This is a genomic window from Pseudomonas sp. FME51, assembly GCF_014897305.1.
On record NZ_JABUYN010000011.1, the window covers coordinates 119,309 to 140,926 of the forward strand.

A 21,618-nucleotide genomic window follows, 5' to 3' on the forward strand; every position below is an offset into this window, starting at 1 on the left:
ATGGTTCCCACGCTCCAGCGTGGGAACCGCGCCGTGGACGCTCCAGCGTCCGGGGGCCGGGTTGGAGTTTAGACTTCCGGATACAGGCCTTCGGGTTTTGTTGTCTGCTCTTCTTCGGCCTCGCGGCGGCGGCTTTGGATGACCATGCGGACGGCGCGCCACAAGGGTTTGCCGCGCCAGGTGTGGTGGGCGCGGCCGAACAGACAGGCGTTGAGGTCGTCGAGTGCTTCTTCCAGCTCCAGATAGTTGTGTGCGAGGCCCATCAGGCCTTCGCCATGCTGCTGGCGAGCCCAGGTCTCCAGAGCTTTGCGTGCTTCCGCTGGTTGGTTGGTGCGGCAGGCAGCTTGCAGGTCAGCCAATGGGTTGTCCTGGGTTGCGTCGTCCAGATCCTCTTCGGCTTCTGGCAGACGGTACTCGGCCAGTACCCGATGAGCGCGGCGCAGGTAATACAGGCTGGCCGCCAATGCCAGCAGCAGCAGGGCGGTTGCCAGCTGCCAGGGCCAGAGCAGAACGGGTTCGCTTGTCTGGAAGTGGAGGGGACCGCTGACCTCGGGATAGTCCCCGCTGCGGCTGACATTCAGCGTTACCGCATCCAGGGTGGTAATTTCCAGACGATCTTCAGCCGTATTCCACCAGTTGACCACCACCTGCGGCAGGGTATAGGAGCCCTCCTGCAGGGCGACCAGCGCGGCACTGTCATGGCGCGCGCTGTGTATCCCGGTGTCATTGATCCGGCTTTCCAGTCGCGGCTGATCAGCGTATTGGCGCAGATCGCTGTCGGCGTCTCCCGACAGGCTCTGCAAGACCGGCAGCTGGCTGGCAGTCAGACCGTCCGCTTCCAGGATCAGCGTGCGGGTCAGGGGCTCGCCGCTGAGCAGGTCTATGCCTGGGTCGGGTTGCCAGGTCTGGCTCAGACTCAGCGCTGAGGCCGGTATCCATGGAACGCCTGCAGGATAGCTGTCAGGCACTGGCTTTACCTGCAGGGTAATGCTCGGCGAGCGGACCTGAATGAGCTTCCCGGTACGGGCTGAGAAGCGGTCAGTGCCATTGGTTGGCTGGAGAACGGTAGCGCTGAACAGCTGCGAAGGTATCTCCAGTTCACCGCTTTGCTGGGCGAAGATGGCGTAGCGCATCTCGATCACGCCGTGCCGTACCCCATTCATCAGGCGCTCGAAATGACGCGGGGGACCCAGGCTTTCCACCCGTGCCTGGGGGATATCCAGGCCGCTGAGTGTGGAGTCGTCGAACAGCGAGACCGAGTGATAGATCCGCAGGGTCAGCAGCATCTGTGCCTGCACGTAAGGTGTTTCGATATCCACTTCACTGTCGATGAACACCGGTGCCAGCTGCGCGCCGCTGTCGCTGGCGGCCTGCGCTGCCGATAATACCTGCAGGCTGATGGGCTGGCTCGCCGAGGCCCCCAGGCTGATGGGCGGGATGACAATGAAACCGGTTCGCAGCGGTTGCAGTGTGACCACCCAGCGTGTCACCGGTGTGGTCTTGCCATCAATCTGGCTGACCAGGCTCAGCTGGCGGGTGCGCTGTATCTCGAAGTGCTCCTGCAGCGGGCTCAGGTCCACCTCGCTCATGCGGCTGGCCGAGGGGGTTTCCAGGGTGAGTTCCAGGGCTTCGCCTTCGACCAGCCGGGTGCGGTCGACGCTGGCTTCGAGTGTGGCATGTGCCAGCTGGCTGAATAGGGTCAGCAGGCAAAAGGTTATGAATCTGATCATCGCGGCGACTCCTGTTGCTGCAGATGTTGATATAGAAATTTGCGCCGCAACAACTCAGCCGGATCGTCCGGAATATCCCTCAGCCATTGTTGCAGTGCCTGTTGTTGTTCGAGAGCGCCGCGAGGTTCGTCAGGGCTCCCCTGGTCTTGACTCTCGGTCGTTTCGGTCGTTCCTGGTTGCGCTCCCGAGGAAGAGCTGCCGAGGTCAGTCAGTGGGCTGCCCGTGGTTGCACTGTCTGTCGCAGGGCCGGAAAGGCCGGCGGCCTCACCACTGTCATTTGCTGCTTCGCCATTGCCGTTCGATGGCGCTGCGGTAGCCGCTGACTCGCTGCCGCCGTTGCCATTGGTGCTGGAGGCGGATTGTTGAGCTGCATTACTCGCGTTGCTGGGGTCGCCTTGGTTGTCTTGTTGCTCTGCCTGCTGCTGTCGCAACTTTTCCAGCAGCGCTTCGATGATGCCTCGGTTATGGCGGGCGGCAGCATGCTCGGGTGCGCGGGTAAGGGCTTGTTCGTAGGACTCCAGCGCCTGTGGGTATTGCCCAGCCATGGCCTGGGCTGTGCCCCGGTTGAAATGATGATCCGGGTTGTCGGGCTCGATGCCGGCCAGTTCTGCCCAGGCATCGGCTGCCTGCTGATAATGACCTGCCTGGTATAGCGCCCAGGCGCGCCAGGCGGGATCAACAAAACGTTTGGCAGCGGCATCGGGTTGCTGCTGTTCCAGCAGTTGCATGGCCTGTTGATCGGGACGTTGCCATAGGTCTGCCCAACTGAAGGCCTGAGCCGGGGGTGGTAATAACGTGGCAATCAGCAGTACACCTAACCAACCGCGTCGGGCGCCGAGAGCGGCCAGGGGTAACAGCAGCAATACCAGCCAGTGACCCTGATCTACTGGTAGACGACGCTCGCTGGTATGGGTACTGGCATCGATATGTGGGCGCAGCAGCAGATAGTCCAGGTCACGATTGCCGATGCTGAGACCGTGGTAGCGACTGCCGTGCTGGCGAGCTACCGCGGCCAGCTGCTGAGTGTTGAGCCGGGGCAGGAGAATTCGGCCTTCGCTGTCACGCATGAAACCGCCTTCCGGCAAAGGCACGGGGGCACCGGCGGAGGTGCCAATGCCGAGAATTGCCAGCTGCCCGCCGAGTTCCCGTGCATGTCTGGCCAATGCGTCGCGTTCTGCGGTGTCGAGTCCGCTGGTCAGCAGGAGTACCTGCGAACGGCTCTGGGGCTGCTCTGCAAGCATCTGCCGGGCCAGAGTCAGGCCCAGATCCACGTTCTGCCCGTCGGCCGGCATGATGTCGGGTTCCAGTGCTGCCAGCAGGCTGTTCATGGTATCGCGGTCCTGGCTCAGAGGCGTCACCCGGTGGGCGCTGCCGGCGAAGGCAACTAATGCCAGCTGAGTGTCGGGGTAGTCCTGCATCACTGTGCGGATCTTGTGTTTGGCGCGCTGCAGACGGTTGGGCGCAAGATCATCGGACAGCATGTTGCGGGAGACGTCCAGAACGATGACCAGCGCGTTATCCGACAGGCGTCGGGGTTCGCCGACGCTGTTCACCACGGGACCGGCCAGCGCCAGTATGGCCAGCGTCCATGTGAGCCCGAGGGCGATAAAACGCCAGGCGTGACTGCCTCCCGGATGCTGTTGCAATAACCAGCCATGCAACCGGGCGGGCAGCAGTTGTTCCCAGCCAGAGCGGCGCCAGCCGCGTTGATAGAGGAGCACCAACACGACCATTGCCGGAAGCAGAGTCAGCAGCCACAGCGGGCGCGCGAAGGATAAACCGAACAGATCAGGCATGGCGGCGGCTCCGGCGGATGACATTGCCAGAGAGCATCAGGCTCAATACCAGTGCCAGGCCCAGCGGCCAAGGGTACAGCGGTGTAGTCTGACGGTCGGGCAGGCCATCACGCAAAGCCGGTTCCAGTTGGTCCAGGCGTTGGTAGATGGCCTGCAGATCAGCCTCGTTACGCGCACGGAAATAGGCGCCGTCAGTGATCAGGGCAATTTCCTTCAGGCTGCCTTCATCCAGTTCGATGGACGGGTCGAACTGCAATCCCCACAAGCTGGCGGTGGTATTGTCCTGGGCCTGGGTATCGGCGCCAACGCCTATAGTGAAGATGCGTATCTGGTGTTCGGCAGCCAGCCGGGCCGCGCGCAACGGGGTGACGGTGCCAGCGGTATTGGCACCGTCGGTGATCAGGATGAGAACCCGGCTTGCTGCAGGCTCATCCAGCAGCCGTTTGATTGCCAGGCCGATGGCATCGCCGATGGCGGTTTCCCGGCCGGCAAGTCCGATGAAGCTTTCTTCCAGCCATTCGCGGACGGCTTGTCGGTCATGGGTCAGTGGCGCCTGTACATAGGCCTGGGTACCAAACAGGATCAGCCCCAGCCGGTCGCCGCGGCGACGGTCGACAAACTCGCCGAGCAGGTGCTTGACCAGTACCAGTCGATTGACCTCTACGCCGTCCAGCTGCATGTCCTGAAATTCCATACTGCCGGACAGATCCAGCGCCAGCATCATGTCCCGGCCGGTGACCGGCGTGGGGAGGGTCTCACCGAGCAGCTCGGGGCGGGCTGCGGCGCTGACCAGCAATGCCCAGACCACCAGATAAGGCCATTTTCGCCCCGGACTGCTGTGTTGGGGAGAGAGTGGTCGCAGCGCTTCCAGACGATCCATGAAACTGACCTGCAATGCTGCGGAGCGGGTATTGGCAGCGGGCAGAAAACGCCGGTACAGCCAGGGCAGCGGCAGCAGCAGAAAACACAGAGGCCAGTGGAACTCAAACATCATCGTGTCGCATCCAGCGGCGCACTTCTGCGAGCAGTGCCTGGCGCTGCGCCCGGGTCAGCTCGATGTGCGGTCGGTACAGATCGGCAGCCAGCGGCTGGAGGGCTTGTCGTTGGACGTCGGGCGAGCGGCTGCACAGAAAGTCGAGCCAGGCTTCGCCGAACAAGCGTGTGGCAGCGTCGTTACCGCGTTGCTTCAGCCGTTGTTTGATGCTGATATTGATGGCTGCCAACCATTGGGCGTCCGGCAGTGTCGCTGATATGTCGGCCAGCATCTGCCGAGAGCGGCGATTCAGCCGTCGTTTCCGACGCCGCGCATAGCGCAGCAGCCAGGGTATTAGCAGTACCAGAAGCAATACCGTGCAGCCGAGCAACCACCAGCCGATCGCGGGTGGCCACCAGGATACGGCCGGCGGTGAGGCGGGATGAGTCAGCTGGGTATACAGTGATTCTTCCATCAGTGACGCCTCCGCGCATGGGTGCTCAGCAGCTGGCGGAGTTGTTCGATCGGCGTGCGACTGGTGTCCAGCGGTTGCAGGCCGCAGCGCAAGCGACTGGCCAGTTGCTGCCAGCCTTGCTGGCGAGTCAGAAACTGGCCAGCCCAGGCCTCGCGCAAGGCGGTGTCGGTGGTGTTCAGTGTCAGGCGGTGCTGGTTCTGCACGAACTCCAGGGCAGGGCTGCTGGGCAGGCTGGCTTCCAGAGGGTCGAATATCGGTAACAGGACCAGATCATTGTGCGCGCCCAGAGCGTTCAGCAGGGGCTGGCTCAGACCGTCAATCGCGGCGTGGTCACACAGCAGATAGAGGATGCTGCCGGGGCGAATCACCTCGCGGCTGTGCCGTAGCGCCAGGTTGAGGGGTTCTCCTGGCGTGGCTGAGTCGGTACCAGGTTGCAGGGCATGATTGCCGCTGAGCAGGCGGTTCAACAACTGCAGAATCGCCAGGCGGCTGCGGCGCGGGCGAATTTCATGGCACTGCTCGGCATCGAAGACCATGCCGCCGATGCGGTCATTGTGGGCCAGCGCCATCCAGGCGATCAGGGCGCAGGCTTCCGCAGCCAGCACCGATTTGAAACATAGCTGAGTGCCGAAGAACATCCGACTGCTTTGCTCACAGAGGACGAATATCGGGCGTTCGCGTTCTTCGTTGAATACCTTGGTATGGGCCTTGCGGGTGCGCGCCGTCACTCGCCAGTCGATATTGCGAATGTCGTCGCCGGGCTGGTACAGGCGCACTTGATCAAAGTCGATACCGCGTCCGCGCAATCGCGAAAACTGTCGGCCTGTCTGCCGCCCGGCGTGCATGGGTCTGCCAGACAGTGGCAGCTCACGACAGTGGCGGCGTGCCTCCAGCAATGCGTCGAGGGTGACGTAGACAGTGGAATCGGTCATGGTTTGTGGTCAGACCACCGCCACGGATTCAACCAGCAGGGTAATAGCCCGGTCGGCATCGATGCCGGCGGCTTCGGCCTCGAAGCTGAGCATCAGGCGGTGGCGCAATACATCATGCACTATGGCCTGGACATCTTCGGGACTGACAAAGTCACGACCGGCCAGCCAGGCGTGGGCGCGGGCGCAGCGGTCCAGCGCTATGGTGCCTCGGGGGCTGGCACCGAGCTGAATCCATTCTGCCAGTTGCGGGTTGTACAGCTCGGGTCGGCGGGTCGCCATGATCAGCTGGATCAGGTATTCCTCCACCGCGTCGGCCATGAACAAACCGAGCACTTCCTGGCGTGCCGCCAGAATCGATTCCTGACTGACCCGCTCGGCAATGCGCGGCTCGAAGCCCTTGGCTTCACCGCGCGCCAGATGCAGGATCTGCCGTTCCAGTGCGGCATCGGGAAAGCCGATGCGGACATGCATCAGGAAGCGATCCAGCTGCGCTTCCGGCAGCGGATAGGTGCCTTCCTGTTCGATGGGATTCTGCGTGGCCATGACCATGAAGAGTTCCGGCAGCGGCCAGGTTTCCCGGCCGATACTCACCTGTTGTTCGGCCATGGCTTCGAGCAATGCGGATTGCACCTTGGCCGGAGCGCGGTTGATCTCGTCAGCCAGCACCAGATGATGAAAGATCGGCCCCTGTTGAAAGCTGAAGCTGGCTGTTTCCGGGCGGTAAATCTCGGTGCCGGTGATGTCTGCCGGCAGTAGATCGGGGGTGAACTGGATGCGATGAAAGTCCGCCTCGATGCCTTCAGACAACACTTTGATTGCCTTGGTCTTGGCCAGTCCGGGCGCGCCTTCGACCAGCACATGACCGCCGGCGAGCAGGCAGATCAGCATGCGATCGATCAATTGTTCCTGGCCGAATATCTGCTGAGCCATAAAGGCTTTCAGCTGGAGCAGTGACTCGCGATGGGACATGGTGATGGAATTCCTTGGCTGACCGATTCTTCCTGCAGTGATTGCCACTTTACCGAAAAGCCTGTGGTCTAGACTAGAGGGAGTTGAGGATGCCGATCAGAAGGTTTGTCCAACCGGGTGGAGGTTTCATGGCTTTTATTGTTGCCAGCGATAGGAACGAGTTTTTGCAGATCATCCAGCAACGTCTGCAGGCGCTGGTCGAGCCGGCAGAGCAGGGTGGCATTGCACTGTTCGCGCAGCAATTCTTCAGCATCGCCACGCTCGGTGAATTGCTCATTCGGCAGGATACCGATCTGCTGGGCGCGGTATTGTCCGCCTGGCGCATGCTGCAGCAATTTGATGGCCGTACCGGCAGGATCCACGTATTCAATCCGCAGGTACAGAGCCATGGTTGGCAATCTTCCCGCACGACTATTCAGTTGCTGCACGTCGATTCGCCGTTTCTGGTGGATTCGGTGCGTATCGAGCTGAGCCGCCAGGGTTACGCCATTCACACATTGCAGAACAGTACCTTCAAGACCGACCGTGATGCTGATGGCCGGCTGCAGGCATTGCATCCGGCCGCCGCCAAAGGCGAAGGGCTTTGCGGTGAGTCGGTGATGCATATTGAAGTTGATCGGTGCCCGACGCCGGCGGGACTCAAGGCGCTGCAAACCGGTTTGCAGGAGGCTTTTACCCATGTTGAAACGGCTGTCAGTGCCTTTGAACCTACGCGGCGGCAGGTGCGGGAACTGAGAGATCGGCTGGCGGGCGGGGAGGCCGTCTGGTTCGATGATGAATCGCAGCAGGAAGCGGCTGCTTTCCTTGATTGGCTGCTGGAGCACTTCATCTTTCTGGGGTACACCCGGTTTTCCTTTCGCGAAGGCTACCCCGAGGGCCGTCTGGGCATGCAGCTGGAACACAGTCTCGGCCTGGCGGCTTTGGAGCCGCCGGATGACTATATAGAAGGCATGCCGGAGGCGGTGCTGGAGTACCTGCAGTCGCCATTGCTGCTGTCATTTGCCAAGGGCGCGCAGAATAGCCGGGTGCACCGGTCTGCCTACCCCGATTACGTGTCGATTCGCGAAGTTGATGCTGCGGGGGAAGTGGTGCTCGAACACCGGTTTGCCGGGTTGTATACGTCGCGGGTGCACAATGCCGATGTCTGCGGTATTCCCTGGCTGCGGCGCAAGGTAGAGAAGGTGCTTGGGGAGTCGGGCTTCGAGCTGCACAGCCATCTGGGCAAGGAGTTGAAGCAAGTATTACAGGCACTGCCGCGTGACGACCTGTTTCAGATGTCGCCGCAACTGCTCAGCGAGACCACCCTGGGCATAGTGCGGATTCAGGAGCGTAATCAGATCCGCCTATTCCTGCGCCGAGGCAATTATGCGCAGTTCTACTATTGTCTGGCGTATGTTCCCCGGGATATCTACTCCACCGCCGTGCGCCGGCAGATGCAGCAGGTGCTGATGGCGCGTCTTGAAGCGACTGACAGCGAGTTCTGGACATTCTTCTCCGAATCACAGCTGGTCCGCGTGCAGTTCATTCTGAGCGTGGACCCGCGACGCAATCTGGAAATCGACCACGTGAAAATTGAACAGGATGTGGTACAGGCCTGCCGCAGCTGGGCGGATGACTATGCAGAGCAGCTGCGCGACACTCTGGGTGAGGCAACCGCCACCGATGCCCTGACTCGGTTTGGTAATGAGCTTCCACCTGGGTACAGTGATCGCTTCAATCCAGCCACAGGTGTGGTGGATGTTCAGCATCTGCTTGCGCTCGACAGCGATAACCCCTTGGCCATGAGTTTCTACCAGCCTTTGGAGCGCAAGGCCGGCGAGCTGCACTGCAAGTTGTACCACCTGGGCGGGCCGCTGCCGCTGTCGGATGTCATGCCGGTGCTGGACAACCTGGGTTTGCGGGTTCTCGGAGAGTTTCCCTTCCATATCCGCCGGCAGGACGGGCAGAGCTACTGGATTCATGACTTCGTATTCAGCTCGACGCTGGACGCGAGCATGGACATCGAGGATGTCAATCAGTTGTTCCGTGAGGCCTTTGCCGCGATCTGGAATGGTCAGGCGGAGAATGACGGGTTCAACCGGTTGATTCTGCTGGCGGGTATTCATTGGCGAGAGGTTGCTCTGCTGCGGGCCTTTGCTCGCTATATCAAGCAGATCCGCATGGGCTTTGAGTTGCCTTATATCGCCGGCACGCTGATCAATCATGCGCCGATTGCCCGGGAGCTGGTGCGGCTGTTCAAGACCCGCTTTCTGCTGGCCCGCAAGGCGTCGGCCAACGAGCTGGACGACAAGCTGGAACAGGCCATTACCGGGGCGTTGGAAGAGGTGGCGGTGCTCAACGAGGACCGCATTCTGCGCCGCTTCCTGGCATTGATCAAGGCAACCGTGCGGACCAATTTCTATCAATCCGATGCGCAGGGTCAGCCCAAGGACTACATCAGTCTGAAGTTCGATCCGTCAGGTATTCCGGAACTCCCATTGCCGCGACCCATGTACGAGATCTTCGTCTATTCACCGCGCGTCGAAGGTGTGCATCTGCGCGGCGGCAAGGTGGCTCGTGGCGGGCTGCGCTGGTCTGACCGTGAGGAAGATTACCGTACTGAAGTGCTCGGGTTGGTGAAGGCACAACAGGTCAAGAATGCGGTTATCGTACCGGTCGGGGCCAAGGGTGGTTTTGTACCCCGGCGGCTGCCCGTCGGGGCTGGCCGAGACGAGATACAGCAGGAAGCCATTGCCTGTTACCGGATCTTTATTCAGGGGTTGCTGGATCTCACTGATAATCTGGTCGACGGTCAGGTGGTGCCGCCGCAGCAGGTCATCCGTCACGATGATGATGACTATTACATGGTGGTGGCAGCAGACAAGGGGACTGCCAGTTTCTCCGATATCGCCAATGGCATCGCCGCCGATTACGGTTTCTGGATGGGAGATGCCTTTGCCTCGGGCGGCTCGGCCGGGTACGACCACAAGGCCATGGGCATTACCGCCCGCGGGGCGTGGATTTCGGTGCAGCGGCATTTCCGTGAGCTGGGTATTAATGTGCAGCAGGATCCGGTCACTGCGATAGGTATCGGTGACATGAGCGGGGACGTGTTCGGCAACGGGCTGCTGCGCTCGCGGTCGGTGAAGCTGCTGGCAGCCTTCAATCATCTGAATATTTTCATCGACCCCGATCCGGACCCGGAGCGCAGCTTTGACGAACGCCAGCGGCTCTACGATCTGCCACGCTCAAGCTGGACCGATTATGATCCGGAGTTGATCTCGGCAGGCGGCGGAGTCTTCCCGCGCAGCCTCAAACAAATCAAGCTGACACCGGAGATGAAGGAGGTTTTTGCTATCAGCGAAGACCAGCTCACACCCGCGGAGCTGATCAATCGACTGCTCCAGGCGCCGGTGGATCTGCTGTGGAACGGCGGCATTGGCACCTATGTCAAGGCATCGACTGAAAGCCATGCGGACGTCGGCGACAAGGCCAATGATGCGGTACGAGTGGATGGTGGCGAGTTGCGCTGCAAGGTGGTCGGCGAGGGCGGCAACCTCGGCATGACCCAACTGGGGCGGATCGAATATTGCCTGAATGGCGGTGCATCCAATACCGATTTCATCGATAACGCTGGTGGGGTGGACTGCTCCGACCATGAGGTCAATATCAAGATTCTGCTTAACGAAGTGGTCGCAGCGGGAGATATGACCGGCAAGCAGCGTAACCAGCTGCTGGCAGATATGACCGAGGCGGTGGCCGGGCTGGTGTTGAGCAATAATTATCAGCAGACCCAGGCGATCAGTCTCGCCGAAGGCCAGGCCGCCCGATCGATGGCGGAATACCGACGCTTCATCAATGCCATGGAAGCCAGCGGTAAGCTCAACCGCGCGCTGGAGTTTCTACCTGAGGATGACCAGCTGGTCGAGCGCGCAGCCAAGGGAATGGGGCTGATGCGGCCGGAACTGTCGGTATTGATTTCCTACTCAAAAGCGGATCTGAAAGAGCGGCTGGCAGCCTCGGAGGCGCCGGAAGATACTTGGCTGGCCCGTGAAATGGCCACGGCTTTCCCGCCGCAGCTTGTGCGTGAACACACGACGGCGCTTGCCGGGCACCGGCTGCGGCGGGAAATCATCGCCACGCAACTGGCCAACAATCTGGTGAATCACATGGGGATCACCTTCCTGCGGCGCATGGAGCAATCAACCGGTGCCAGTGTCGGCGAGATTGTCGCGGCCTATGTGGTGGCGCGGGATGTGTTCCGGTTGATGGAGCAATTTGAGAGTATCGCCAAGCTGGATTGCCAGCTGCCGGCGGCGGTGCAGATTGAATTGATGGATGAGCTGATGCGACTGGCGCGCCGGGCCACCCGTTGGTTCATCCGCCGCCGCGGAAAGCCAGGTAACCCGGAAGAGCAGATGCAGACGGCAGCCCAGGTGGCGCATTTCGCGCCGCAGATTCAGGCGCTTGATGAGCATTTCGATGGCATCCTCGAGGGCTCTGTACGCCAGGTTTGGGAATCGCGGTTCGAGCACTATACTACCGCCGGCGTTCCGGCACCGATCGCGCGCCTGGTGGCAGGGGCCGTCCATTTCTATACCATGCTCGGGGTGATCGACGCGGCCGATGTCACCGGGCAACCCGTACAAAGGGTAGCTCAGGTGTTCTTTGCGCTGGGCAGTGAGCTGCAGATCACCTGGTTCGCCAATCAGATCAACGCACTGCCGGTGGATTCCCATTGGCAGGCACTGGCCAGAGAGGCCTACCGGGACGAATGGGAGAATCAGCTGAGCAGCATGACCGTATCGGTTCTGCTGGCAGGCGACCGGGATACGCCGGTAGACGAATTGCTGGCCGGTTGGTTGAGTCATAACCAGATGCTGGTGCAGCGTTGGCAAGCATTACTGACCGAGCTGGGAAGCGCTGGGCAGAACGATTACCCGATGATCGCAGTCGCCATGCGCGAGCTGGCCAATCTTGCCGGTAGCGCTCGGCAGGCACCCATGGAGAAACATGCAGGAACTGATTCTTGATCTGGCATTGCCCGCCGAACGATACCTGGCCTGGTACCGAGGCCAGGCCGGCCGGGTGATAATGCACAGCCGCGACGGTCGCCGTGTCAGTCTGCCGGCTCATCATCTGCGCCCGTTCCTCCGTCACGAGGGGGTGTATGGCAGTTTCGTCATGCGCTTTACCGCTGAGGGCAAGCTGGTGTCGCTGGAACGCCTGGAATAGTTGTCAATCCGGTCAGCTGGGCGTTAAAAACCGGGCATAAAACGGTATACTCCGCGCAGCTATTTATAATCGGGGCATCACCATGTATTCCAACCTGCGTTCCCTGATGTTTCGGCTGCCAGCCGAAACTTCCCACGATCTGGCGCTGGACATGATCGGCGCAGCCGGACGATTGCGTCTGGCGTCCTGTCTGACTCGTCCGCTGCAATCGCATCCGGTGCAACTGCTGGGCATGACTTTCGACAACCCGGTCGGTCTGGCTGCCGGGCTGGACAAGAACGCCATTGCGGTGGATGGCCTGGCTGGTCTGGGCTTCGGCTTTATCGAGGTGGGTACTGTGACGCCGCGACCGCAGCAGGGTAACCCCAAGCCGCGGATGTTCCGTTTGCCACAGGCCAACGCCATCATCAATCGCATGGGTTTCAACAACCTGGGCGTGGAGGCGTTGGTAGAACGCATCGCCCGGGTGCGTTACCAGGGGACGCTGGGTATCAATATAGGCAAGAACGCCACGACGCCGGTCGGGCGTGCGGTGGACGACTATCTGTACTGCCTGCGCAAGGTCTACAGCCACGCCGGCTATGTGACGGTGAACCTGTCGTCGCCCAATACTCCCGGCCTGCGAACCTTGCAGTACGGTGACACGCTCAAGGTTCTACTGTCCGAGATCAAGGCTTGTCAGCAGGAGCTGACCAGCTTGTATGACCGCTATGTACCCATTGCGATCAAGATTGCCCCGGATATGACGCCCGAGGAGCTGTCGGTGGTTGCCCGTACGCTGGTGGAGCAGGGCATGGATGCGGTGATTGCCACCAACACCACCCTTGATCGCTCGCAGGTGGAGGGACTGACATTCGCTGATGAGGCCGGTGGCCTGTCGGGTGGCCCCTTGACTGATGTCTCGACCGAAGTGATCCGTATTCTGGCCGGTGAGCTCAAGGGGCAGATACCGATCATTGGTGTCGGTGGGATTCTGAGCGGTGCTGATGCGGCAGCCAAGATCGCAGCGGGAGCCAGTCTGGTGCAGTTGTACAGCGGCTTCATCTACCGTGGACCGGAACTGATCCGTGAGTGTGTGGATGCTATTGCTGCGATGAACAGCGGCGCTGCGGGGAAATAATCAGGTCTGAATTAAATGGCCCCCGTAAACGGGGGCCTTGGGCCTCGCAGGCCCGACGCTCTGAGTGAGCGCCCTGGGTAAAAAGGGTGGGAGAGGGGATTACCCTACCGCGCGCATCTCGTTGAGACGATGCACGCCTGAAATACCGGTGAATCCTGCCCAGTGGTCGGCTCTGCCTTCACGCCAGCCATTGATCCAGTTCTGTCTGCCGGCAGTGCTGTTGAAGGGACAGGAGTCTTGAGACTTGCCTTGAACGCCGTTCTGATACCCGCGCAAATATGCTCGTTCCATCGGATCACGCTTTAGTCTTCTCATAAAGTACAGCCCTCGTGTGGTATGACAACCCGGCCCAACTGGTCTGGGCCGGGGTTTGGTGCAGAGAGCTTGGTCTCTGCACCCGGGAATCTGCGGAGATCGCAGCTTCCTTATTCGGTTTACCAACGCAAAGTCTTGAAGTCTCTTGTACCCTATTACGACTGGCTGAGAAAGATCGAATTGGCATACTGGGCTCATTCCTTAGAGCCTGGATGCAACATAAACGTAACACTGTTCTGGAAATCAATGAGATGCGCGAGACCCTTGAATTTTTTATCACCTGTCCGAAGGGCATCGAGGGCCTGTTGCTCGACGAGCTGCGGGCGCTGGGCGCGTCAACAGCCAGGGAAACCGTTGCCGGTGTCCATGCTGAAGGTGACCTGGAGTTAGGCTACCGAATCTGCCTCTGGTCACGTCTGGCGAACCGGGTGCTGCTTATTCTTGAACGCTTTCCAGGCAGTGATGCGCAAAGCCTGTATGACGGGGTCGCGCGCATTCAGTGGGCTGATCACCTGCAGCCGGATGGCAGCCTGGCGGTGGATTTCACCGGTCAGCTGGCAGGCGTCGACAACACCCATTTCGGTGCACTGCGGGTCAAGGATGCGATTGTTGATAGGTTGCGTACCGCTGACGGCACCCGTCCTTCGGTGGACAAGGTGAGCCCGGACCTGCGGGTCAATGTGCATTGTCGCAATGGCGAAGTGCAGCTGGCGCTGGATCTGTCCGGGAACAGTCTGCACCAGCGCGGCTACCGTTTGCAGCAGGGTGCCGCGCCACTGAAGGAAAACCTCGCGGCAGCCGTGTTGATTCGGGCCAACTGGCCGGCGCTGGCGGCGCAGGGTGCGGCGCTGGCCGACCCCATGTGCGGCTCCGGCACTTTTCTGGTTGAAGCCGGCCTGATGGCGGCGGACATTGCGCCGAACCTGCACCGCCAGCAATGGGGGTTCAGTCACTGGCTGCAACATGTGCCTGCCCTGTGGCAAAGCCTGCACACTGAAGCCAAGCAGCGCGCTGATGCCGGGCTGGCGCGTGCGCCCTTGTGGATCCGTGGCTATGAAGCCGACCCGCGGCTGTTACAGCCACTGCGCAACAATATCCAGCGTGCCGGCTTGGGCGAGTGGATCAAGGTCTATCAAGGCGAGCTGGCGACCTTTGCACCGCACCCTGATCAGGGTCAGAAGGGCCTGGTCGTGTGCAACCCGCCCTATGGCGAGCGCCTGGGCGATGCGGCGAGTCTGGTCTACCTGTATCAGAAGCTCGGTGAGGTACTGCGCAGCGAATGTACTGGCTGGCAGGCGGCCATTTTCACCGGCAACCCGGAGCTGGGGCGGCGCATGGGTATTCGCAGCCACAAGCAGTATTCGCTGTTCAATGGTGCCTTGCCGTGCAAGCTGCTGATGATGGATCTGCGGTCCGAGCGTTATGTCACCGGAACTGCGCCGAGCTCAGTTGAGCGCGCCGAACGGATCGAGCGGGCTGAGGCAGGCGATGCGCCCGCCCCGGCGGAGAGCAGTGCACGGCTCAGCGAGTCGGCGCAGATGTTCGCCAACCGCCTGAAGAAGAACCTGAAAACCCTGGGCAAATGGGCGCGTCAGCAAGACATCACCTGCTATCGCCTGTATGACGCGGACATGCCGGAATTTGCCGTGGCCATCGATCTGTATGGCGACTGGGCCCATGTGCAGGAATATGCCGCCCCGGCCAGCATCAGCGAAGACAAGGCCCAGGCCCGTCTGCAGGATGTGTTGGTAGCACTGCCGCAGGTGCTGGGCATACCGGCCAGCAAGGTAGTGCTCAAGCAGCGCCAGCGCCAGACCGGCAAGCAGCAGTATCAGCGCATGGATCGCCGGGGTGAGTTCATGACGGTCAGCGAAGGTCACGTGAAATTGCTGGTCAACCTGACCGACTATCTGGATACCGGCCTGTTTCTGGATCATCGACCGATCCGTCTGCGCATCGCTGAAGAGGCGCGTGGCAAACGTTTCCTCAACCTGTTCTGCTATACCGCCAGCGCTACTGTGCATGCGGCGGTGGGCGGAGCACGCAAGACAACCAGCGTCGACCTGTCGAAAACCTATCTGGACTGGGCGCGGCGCAATCTGTCACTGAACGGTCTGTCTGACCTGCACCAATTGGTGCAGGATGATGTGATGAAGTGGCTGGAGCAGGATCGCGGCGAGTATGAGCTCATCTTCATCGACCCGCCGACCTTCTCCAACTCCAAGCGCTTGGACGATGTGTTCGATGTGCAACGTGATCATGTGCAGCTGCTGGAGATGGCCATGGCGCGGTTGGCCCCGGGCGGTGTGGTGTATTTTTCCAACAACTTCCGCCGGTTCCGGCTGGACCCTGCGCTGGAAGAGAAGTATCAGGTTGAAGATATATCGGCACAGACGCTGGACAAGGACTTTCAGCGCAATACGCGGATTCATCGCACGTGGAAGCTGATGCGCTGAGGCAGTTTTTCCGAGGGGGCGCTGGACGCTCCTGCGTCCGAACGAGCGTTTGCAATGCTGCTGGGCTGGGACGCAGAGCGTCCCGGCAGGCATTCCCACGCTGGAGCGTGGGGACGATCACGGAGTATCAAAATGGTGAGTCCTCGGCGTCCTCAGCGGCTGTCCGCGACATCCGTAGGCCCGCGGCGGTAGACGTCACTCAGCAGTGAGTCCAGTGCCTGGCGGCTGCCGCCGGCGGAGGGGTGGTTGACGATGGCGGTTACCGCCCAGCTCTGGCCGTTGTTGTCCCGGGTGATGCCGGCGATGGCTCTGACGTTGCGCAGCGAACCGGTCTTGATGTGGGCTTGGCCGGCGACCGGGGTATTGCGCATGCGACGGCGCATGGTGCCGTCCATGGCTGCCAGCGGCAGGGAGGCGACAAACTCTGCGGAATAAGGGCTTTCCCAGGCATGAGCCAGCAGTTGTGCCATGTCGCGAGCGGTCATGCGTTCCAGACGCGACAATCCCGAACCGTTATCCAGTACCAGCCCTCTGGGCTGAATGTCCTTGTCTGCCAACCACTGGTTGATGATGCGACTGGCCGCCTTGTGGTCATCCGTATCGGCAGCACTGCGTTGTTCGCGTCCTATGGTCAGAAACAACTGTCTGGCCATGGTGTTGTTGCTGTACTTGTTTATATCGCGCACCACGTCGACCAGGTCTGGTGATGTGCTGCGGGCCAGCAGGCGCGCATCTGCAGGTGAGGGCCCGATACGGTTGGCACCGTGGATGCGGCCGCCCATTTCATGCCATAGGGTACGGATCAGACTGGCGGTATACACTGGCGCATCCAAAACCGACAGATAACGTTCTGCGTCGCACCCCTGGTGCAGCGCGCCAGTGAGAGTGATGGTGGCGCGCTTGCCGTCGTCCTGGACTGCATAAGCCACGTTCGGCCATGGGCAGCTCTTGACGGCCGGCAGCGTGGTCAGCTGATTGTCGATGGTGACTTCTGGCAGGGCCGGTTCCAGGTGGGTTCGAATCCCGTCGGCATCGGCAAAGCTTTTCAACGACAGCAGCTTGAGATTGGTCAACAAGGGATCGGGTTCGACCAGAAAGGGTTTGCTCGGGTCATTACCGTCGTCCTGAAACCTTCCGGCATCCGCTGGTATGCGGATGTCCGCTGGCTGTAACACCAGGTCGCCACGCACTTCGCGTACGCCGGCGGCACGCAGGTCGCGCAGCATCAGCCATATGCGCTCCATGGTCAGCTTGGGATCGCCGCTGCTGCGAAATATCAGGTCTCCCTGCAGTTCGCCGCCGCGGAGCGTGCCGGTACCGTACAGGTCGGTCTGCCATTGGAAGTTCGGGCCCAGCAGTTCGAGGGCGGCGTAGGTGGTAACCAGCTTCATGGTCGAGGCCGGGTTGACCGGTTGATCGGCATTCACGTATTGCGCAAGCCCCTGACCTTCCAGTGGGATGACTGCCAGGGCCATGGCATTGATGGGGATCTTCGCTGCTGCGAGGGCGGAGCTGACTTTAGCGGGCAGGGTGCCGCGATCGCTTTCAGCGAAAGCGGCGCCACTGGCGAGCAGGCCGGCGAGCGGAAGGAGGCAGCACAGGGACAGTTCTTTCAGACGCAGCATTGAGCGCGACTCCCAGGGGAAAACGGGTGGGGGCTGTGCAGAGTGTCCATTCCCATGGGTACAGCCGGTTTGCCAGACAGAATAGCGCAACAAGGCGCTGGAGCACTACCGGTGGGTTGGTGCTTGGGTTGTTTTTCGAGGGGGTTGCGGTAACCGAAAGAAGTCCCGGGCGGTTGCCGTCGTATGTTCAGCCAGTTGTTCCAGGCTTTCTTCGCGACATTGAGCCACCATGGAGGCGACCTCTGGTAACCAGACAGGCTCGTTGCGGCGGTTTTTCGGTTTGGGTGACAGGGTGCGTGGCAGCAACCAGGGAGCGTCGGTTTCCAGCATCAGGCGCCCGGAGGGAATATCCCTGACCAGCGTTTGTAGATGTGTTCCGCGTCGTTCATCGCAGATCCAGCCGGTAATTCCGATATGCAGATCCAGGTCCAGATAGCCGTACAAGGCCTGCTGATCAGCAGTGAAGCAATGCACAACGGCAGCCGGCAGTCGATCACGGAAGTCACGCAGGATGCTGGCCAGCGTGTCACTGGCATCACGCTCGTGCAGAAACACCGGATAACCCAGCTCCACCGCGAGTTCAAGTTGCTCTTCAAGCGCCTTGATCTGTAGTGGACGAGGTGAGAAATCACGATTGAAGTCCAGCCCGCATTCGCCGATGGCGCGTACGCAATCAGCTGATGCCAGCAGACGCAGATCGGCCGCCTGGGTGTTATTCCAGTGGCGTGCTTCATGGGGGTGTACACCGGCAGTGCAGAACAGCCGGAGCGGGTCCTCGGTGCATTGCGCCTGCACAGCTGCGCAATCATCCACCGAGGTGGCGGTCAGTATCATCTGACTGATACCGGCCGCCCAGGCTCGTTCGAGTACCGCTTCGCGGTCCTTGTCAAAAGCGGCGTCAAGCAGGTTGACGCCGATATCGACCCATTCCATGAAGGGCGGCTCGCTCAGCTGCGCCGGGGAGGCTTGGCAGCGGTTGAGCGAGGCTTGCCGGCAAAGTCCTTGCGCGGCGGACGGGGGCTGCGCGGACGCTCGGTTTCACCGGGTGGCAATGGCCACTCACGGATTTGCAGAGCGACGCCGTTGACCTCAATGCCAGCCAGCTTGCCGAGGACGGACTGATCCATCTGCGGCAGATAGACACCGGTGTGCTCGGTGAACATCTTGATGTGACCGATCTGCTGACGGCGCAGGCCGCCGTGCTTGACCAGAGCATCAACCAGTGGTTTGGGCATCAGGCCGTTGGAGCGACCGCCTTGCACCTTGTAGCGGACCAGGCCGCTGTCGCGATCATCATCCATTTCACGGCGTGGCGCTGCTGCAGGCAGGTCAGTTACCGGCTCGACCAGGGTTTTGGCACCCGGCAGGATGGCCAGCAAGCTGGCAGCCAGTTCCAGCGGTTCCATGTTGGTCAGTTGCATCAGCTCGTCAACCAGTTGCTGATGCAGCGAACCGGTGGATTCGGCTGCAGCCTGCAGGCGTGTGCCGAGCTTGCTCAGACGGCCACTGCGTACCGCGTCGGCGGATGGCAGAGCCTGCTGTTCGATCTTCTGACCAGTGGCCTTTTCCAGCATGCCCAGCATGCGACGTTCGCGCGGCGTGACAAACAGGATGGCGGTACCAGAGCGCCCGGCACGGCCGGTACGGCCGATACGGTGTACATAGGACTCGCTGTCGTGCGGCAGGTCATAGTTGAGTACGTGGGAGATGCGTTCAACGTCCAGGCCACGGGCCGCAACGTCAGTGGCAACCACGATATCCAACAGGCCACGCTTGAGACGGTCAACCACCTGCTCACGCAGTTGCTGGCTGAGGTCGCCGTTCAGCGCCGCAGCAGCAAAGCCACGGGCTTCCAGGCGCTCGGCCAGTTCAAGGCTGGCGGTCTTGGTGCGCACAAACACGATCATGGCTTCGACTGGCTCGACTTCGAGCAGGCGGGTCATGGCATCCAGTTTGTGGTGGTTGGCCACTTCCCAGACTTTCTGGGTAATGGTGTCCAGGCTGCTGCTCTTGCCGCTGTGCAGACGAATTTCCTTCGGCTCACGCATGTGCTTACGGGCAACAGTGCGCACGCCGGCAGGCATGGTCGCGGAGAACAGTGCTTTCTGGGTGTTTTCCGGAACCTTCTCGAATACGGCGTCGAGGTCGTCGGCAAAACCCATCTTGAGCATTTCATCGGCTTCGTCGAGGACGAGGAAGCGCATGTTCTCGAACTTGATGCTGCCACGACGCATGTGGTCAGTCAGGCGGCCAGGAGTGGCCACGACGACATGGGCGCCTCGCTCAAGCGCTTTGAACTGCGGAGCGAAGGGGGAGCCGCCGTAGAGCGCAAGCACGGAAAAACCGCGCATGTTCTGTGCATAACGCTGCAGGGCTTCAGCCACTTGCAGCGCGAGTTCGCGAGTAGGCGTGAGAATCAGTGCCTGAGTAGCGCGAATGCTGACGTCGATGCCTGCCAGTACGGGCAGCGCAAAGGCGGCTGTCTTGCCGGTGCCGGTCTGAGCCAGGCCCAGCAGGTCGTCGCCGGCCAAAAGAGTCGGAATAGCCTCGGCCTGGATAGGGGAGGGTGTTTCATAGCCGAGGCTGTTTAGAGCCTCAAGAAGCGGTGCAGGCAAGCCAAGATCGGCAAACTGCGGTGCCGCCGGAGCGGTATCGGACATACTTGAAGTAAACCTTGGGGGATTGAAGATCGCGTAGTATACGCCTATCGCGGCAGAATTACTGCACGTTTTCAGGCTGCTCGTCTATTTGTCATATTTCAGTCTTGACGAATACGTTATTTGGCGCGCAGCGTGGGGTTGTAATACAAGGAGCAGGAAGTGAAGACACCGTTGATTACCCGCCAGGGCTATGAAGACCTGCGTAAGGAGCTGGATGAGCTCTGGCGCGTCGAGCGGCCCGATATAACCCGGAAGGTCACCTGGGCGGCAAGCTTGGGGGATCGCAGCGAGAATGCGGATTCAAAATTATAACCCCATCCAGAATAATATTTTTCACAAAACGTATTTAAATCAAAAGCTTAAGAATGTTATAGGTAATATTTCCTTGTACTATTTTTCTGGCTCTGGCTCTGGCTCTGGCTCTGGCTCTGGCTCCGTTCTATGGAGGTATGAGCTGGTGTGTGGATTTATCTTCTGTCCTCTGGTGCTTCCGGGAAGCGCAATAATTCCTCGAGCTTCAAACCATTACAATCGCTGTCATCTGTCTCCTCTCAATTTGTTTTTCGACCCGCCTTCTTTCTGATGCTATCAAGCGACTATTCAGATCGTATTTGAGCATCCGAAATAGAGACCTTGAAGCAAAAGCACTGACTTCGGTTGCACGAGAGATAAATCCTCTACAAGATTTCCTGTGAATGCTTTACGTGCTTAGCGGTTTAGTGGTCGCTTAGCAAGGAATAGGGAGCATGAGAAGAATGGTCTCTTATTTTAAATCGGGGGTAATTATGCGTTCAGGATCATATGATATCGAAATGAATGAGGGTGTTAGTGGGGTTGAAGCGGATTTTTTTAATAAGTATTGGGAGTTTAGCGACTTTGATAGGCTTGAATATGCGTACAAAGTGGATGAGATCTGTGATGAGCTTGGGTTGGAATGTAAGTCTGGCAGTGCCTCGCTAGTTTCAAGTATTGGAAAGCTGAATTACTACCCGGCTAAGCCATGCTGCGCGAACGGTGTGGTGATTGCTCTTTGCTCTAGGTATACAGTTGGCAAGATCGTGAGAGAGTCAAAATCCGGTGAGTATCGTTGCCGTCAGTGTCTTGCTAAGTCGATAGGAAAAGAGTGTGTCGAATTGATCGAGGTGTTCAAGAAGTTCATTGGTAAAAGAAAGCTTTACTCCGATGAGGAGTCATTAGAGGGGCTGGGTTTTACAGAGAAGATTGTTCTTTGTAGTTTGCTGTGTGAGCTTCCTGTCCATCATAACGGGCCTTTAAGCAAGTCGGAGTGCGAGATAGGTAGTGAATCGTACCGGGTTTTATGGAGGCCATTTCGTTTAAGTCAGGCCGCCATGG

General features: G+C 60.0%; 15 protein-coding genes and 1 pseudogene. 6 read left to right on the forward strand and 10 right to left on the reverse strand.

Annotated elements, in window-relative coordinates; genetic code table 11:
- Positions 1–68 precede the first annotated feature (68 nt).
- The 6 genes from INT39_RS17720 to INT39_RS17745 are packed head-to-tail and all read right to left on the reverse strand — an operon-like array spanning position 69 to position 6,875.
- Positions 69–1,730, reverse strand: coding sequence for a BatD family protein (locus INT39_RS17720; RefSeq protein ID WP_193075332.1), 1,662 nt, complete (start codon positions 1,728–1,730; stop codon positions 69–71).
- Complete coding sequence (locus tag INT39_RS17725; protein ID WP_193075333.1) at positions 1,727–3,526, reverse strand: VWA domain-containing protein; 1,800 nt, start codon at positions 3,524–3,526, stop codon at positions 1,727–1,729. Before INT39_RS17725 ends, INT39_RS17720 begins: the two co-directional genes overlap by 4 nt.
- Positions 3,519–4,520: a vWA domain-containing protein gene (locus tag INT39_RS17730; RefSeq protein WP_226944872.1), complete on the reverse strand. Its 1,002-nt coding sequence runs from the start codon at positions 4,518–4,520 to the stop codon at positions 3,519–3,521. The genes INT39_RS17725 and INT39_RS17730 overlap by 8 nt, the downstream gene beginning before the upstream one ends.
- Positions 4,510–4,974, reverse strand: a complete 465-nt coding sequence (locus INT39_RS17735) for a DUF4381 domain-containing protein (protein WP_193075334.1) — start codon at positions 4,972–4,974, stop codon at positions 4,510–4,512. Before INT39_RS17735 ends, INT39_RS17730 begins: the two co-directional genes overlap by 11 nt.
- Positions 4,974–5,906, reverse strand: a complete 933-nt coding sequence (locus INT39_RS17740; RefSeq protein ID WP_193075335.1) for a DUF58 domain-containing protein — start codon at positions 5,904–5,906, stop codon at positions 4,974–4,976. The genes INT39_RS17735 and INT39_RS17740 overlap by 1 nt, the downstream gene beginning before the upstream one ends.
- A 9-nt stretch (positions 5,907–5,915) precedes the next feature.
- A complete protein-coding gene (locus tag INT39_RS17745; protein WP_193075336.1) occupies positions 5,916–6,875 on the reverse strand; it encodes an AAA family ATPase in 960 nt (319 codons plus the stop codon).
- Positions 6,876–7,003: 128 nt separating this feature from the next.
- On the opposite strand from INT39_RS17745, the gene INT39_RS17750 reads away from it, so the two are divergent.
- The 3 genes from INT39_RS17750 (at position 7,004) to INT39_RS17760 (ending at position 13,209) form a co-directional block, all read left to right on the forward strand.
- Positions 7,004–11,887 (forward strand): NAD-glutamate dehydrogenase, encoded by a 4,884-nt coding sequence (locus tag INT39_RS17750; protein WP_193075337.1) that lies wholly within the window; start codon positions 7,004–7,006, stop codon positions 11,885–11,887.
- Positions 11,868–12,089, forward strand: coding sequence for a DUF2835 domain-containing protein (locus tag INT39_RS17755; RefSeq protein WP_193075338.1), 222 nt, complete (start codon positions 11,868–11,870; stop codon positions 12,087–12,089). Before INT39_RS17750 ends, INT39_RS17755 begins: the two co-directional genes overlap by 20 nt.
- Positions 12,090–12,171: 82 nt before the next feature.
- Positions 12,172–13,209 (forward strand): quinone-dependent dihydroorotate dehydrogenase, encoded by a 1,038-nt coding sequence (locus INT39_RS17760; protein WP_193075339.1) that lies wholly within the window; start codon positions 12,172–12,174, stop codon positions 13,207–13,209.
- Positions 13,210–13,308: 99 nt separating this feature from the next.
- Here INT39_RS17760 and rmf read toward each other — a convergent pair whose 3' ends face one another.
- Positions 13,309–13,524 (reverse strand): ribosome modulation factor, encoded by a 216-nt coding sequence (rmf, locus tag INT39_RS17765; protein WP_090272459.1) that lies wholly within the window; start codon positions 13,522–13,524, stop codon positions 13,309–13,311.
- A gap of 251 nt (positions 13,525–13,775) precedes the next feature.
- Here rmf and rlmKL point away from each other — a divergent pair, with 251 nt between their 5' ends.
- Positions 13,776–15,980: a bifunctional 23S rRNA (guanine(2069)-N(7))-methyltransferase RlmK/23S rRNA (guanine(2445)-N(2))-methyltransferase RlmL gene (gene rlmKL / locus INT39_RS17770; RefSeq protein WP_193075354.1), complete on the forward strand. Its 2,205-nt coding sequence runs from the start codon at positions 13,776–13,778 to the stop codon at positions 15,978–15,980.
- 152 nt (positions 15,981–16,132) lie between these two features.
- On the opposite strand, the gene dacB is transcribed toward rlmKL, so the two are convergent.
- From dacB to INT39_RS17785, 3 genes are all read right to left on the reverse strand, one after another.
- The gene (gene dacB / locus INT39_RS17775; protein ID WP_193075340.1) at positions 16,133–17,605 is read right to left on the reverse strand and encodes a D-alanyl-D-alanine carboxypeptidase/D-alanyl-D-alanine-endopeptidase; all 1,473 of its coding nucleotides are present in this window, start codon (positions 17,603–17,605) and stop codon (positions 16,133–16,135) included.
- 105 nt (positions 17,606–17,710) lie between these two features.
- Positions 17,711–18,538 (reverse strand): TatD family hydrolase, encoded by an 828-nt coding sequence (locus INT39_RS17780; RefSeq protein ID WP_193075341.1) that lies wholly within the window; start codon positions 18,536–18,538, stop codon positions 17,711–17,713.
- Positions 18,539–18,552: 14 nt separating this feature from the next.
- Complete coding sequence (locus INT39_RS17785; RefSeq protein WP_193075342.1) at positions 18,553–20,265, reverse strand: DEAD/DEAH box helicase; 1,713 nt, start codon at positions 20,263–20,265, stop codon at positions 18,553–18,555.
- 159 nt (positions 20,266–20,424) lie between these two features.
- Here INT39_RS17785 and greB point away from each other — a divergent pair.
- Together greB and INT39_RS17795 are read left to right on the forward strand one after the other, a co-directional pair.
- Positions 20,425–20,565, forward strand: a pseudogene (gene greB / locus INT39_RS17790) (transcription elongation factor GreB); the annotation flags it as partial.
- A 446-nt stretch (positions 20,566–21,011) separates the two neighbouring features.
- Positions 21,012–21,618, forward strand: a 607-nt coding sequence (locus INT39_RS17795; RefSeq protein ID WP_193075344.1) for a hypothetical protein, incomplete at its 3' end; no start/stop codon positions are given.

What these genes read in the sequence shown, in the direction of transcription:
- rmf (WP_090272459.1), bottom strand. Translation starts at nt 13,524, where the DNA reads ATGAGAAGACTAAAGCGTGATCCGATGGAACGAGCATATTTGCGCGGG.
- INT39_RS17725 (WP_193075333.1), bottom strand. Translation starts at nt 3,526, where the DNA reads ATGCCTGATCTGTTCGGTTTATCCTTCGCGCGCCCGCTGTGGCTGCTG.
- INT39_RS17760 (WP_193075339.1), top strand. Translation starts at nt 12,172, where the DNA reads ATGTATTCCAACCTGCGTTCCCTGATGTTTCGGCTGCCAGCCGAAACT.
- INT39_RS17740 (WP_193075335.1), bottom strand. Translation starts at nt 5,906, where the DNA reads ATGACCGATTCCACTGTCTACGTCACCCTCGACGCATTGCTGGAGGCA.
- rlmKL (WP_193075354.1), top strand. Translation starts at nt 13,776, where the DNA reads ATGCGCGAGACCCTTGAATTTTTTATCACCTGTCCGAAGGGCATCGAG.
- INT39_RS17755 (WP_193075338.1), top strand. Translation starts at nt 11,868, where the DNA reads ATGCAGGAACTGATTCTTGATCTGGCATTGCCCGCCGAACGATACCTG.
- INT39_RS17745 (WP_193075336.1), bottom strand. Translation starts at nt 6,875, where the DNA reads ATGTCCCATCGCGAGTCACTGCTCCAGCTGAAAGCCTTTATGGCTCAG.
- INT39_RS17735 (WP_193075334.1), bottom strand. Translation starts at nt 4,974, where the DNA reads ATGGAAGAATCACTGTATACCCAGCTGACTCATCCCGCCTCACCGCCG.
- dacB (WP_193075340.1), bottom strand. Translation starts at nt 17,605, where the DNA reads ATGCTGCGTCTGAAAGAACTGTCCCTGTGCTGCCTCCTTCCGCTCGCC.
- INT39_RS17780 (WP_193075341.1), bottom strand. Translation starts at nt 18,538, where the DNA reads ATGGAATGGGTCGATATCGGCGTCAACCTGCTTGACGCCGCTTTTGAC.
- INT39_RS17730 (WP_226944872.1), bottom strand. Translation starts at nt 4,520, where the DNA reads ATGATGTTTGAGTTCCACTGGCCTCTGTGTTTTCTGCTGCTGCCGCTG.
- INT39_RS17785 (WP_193075342.1), bottom strand. Translation starts at nt 20,265, where the DNA reads ATGTCCGATACCGCTCCGGCGGCACCGCAGTTTGCCGATCTTGGCTTG.
- INT39_RS17720 (WP_193075332.1), bottom strand. Translation starts at nt 1,730, where the DNA reads ATGATCAGATTCATAACCTTTTGCCTGCTGACCCTATTCAGCCAGCTG.
- INT39_RS17750 (WP_193075337.1), top strand. Translation starts at nt 7,004, where the DNA reads ATGGCTTTTATTGTTGCCAGCGATAGGAACGAGTTTTTGCAGATCATC.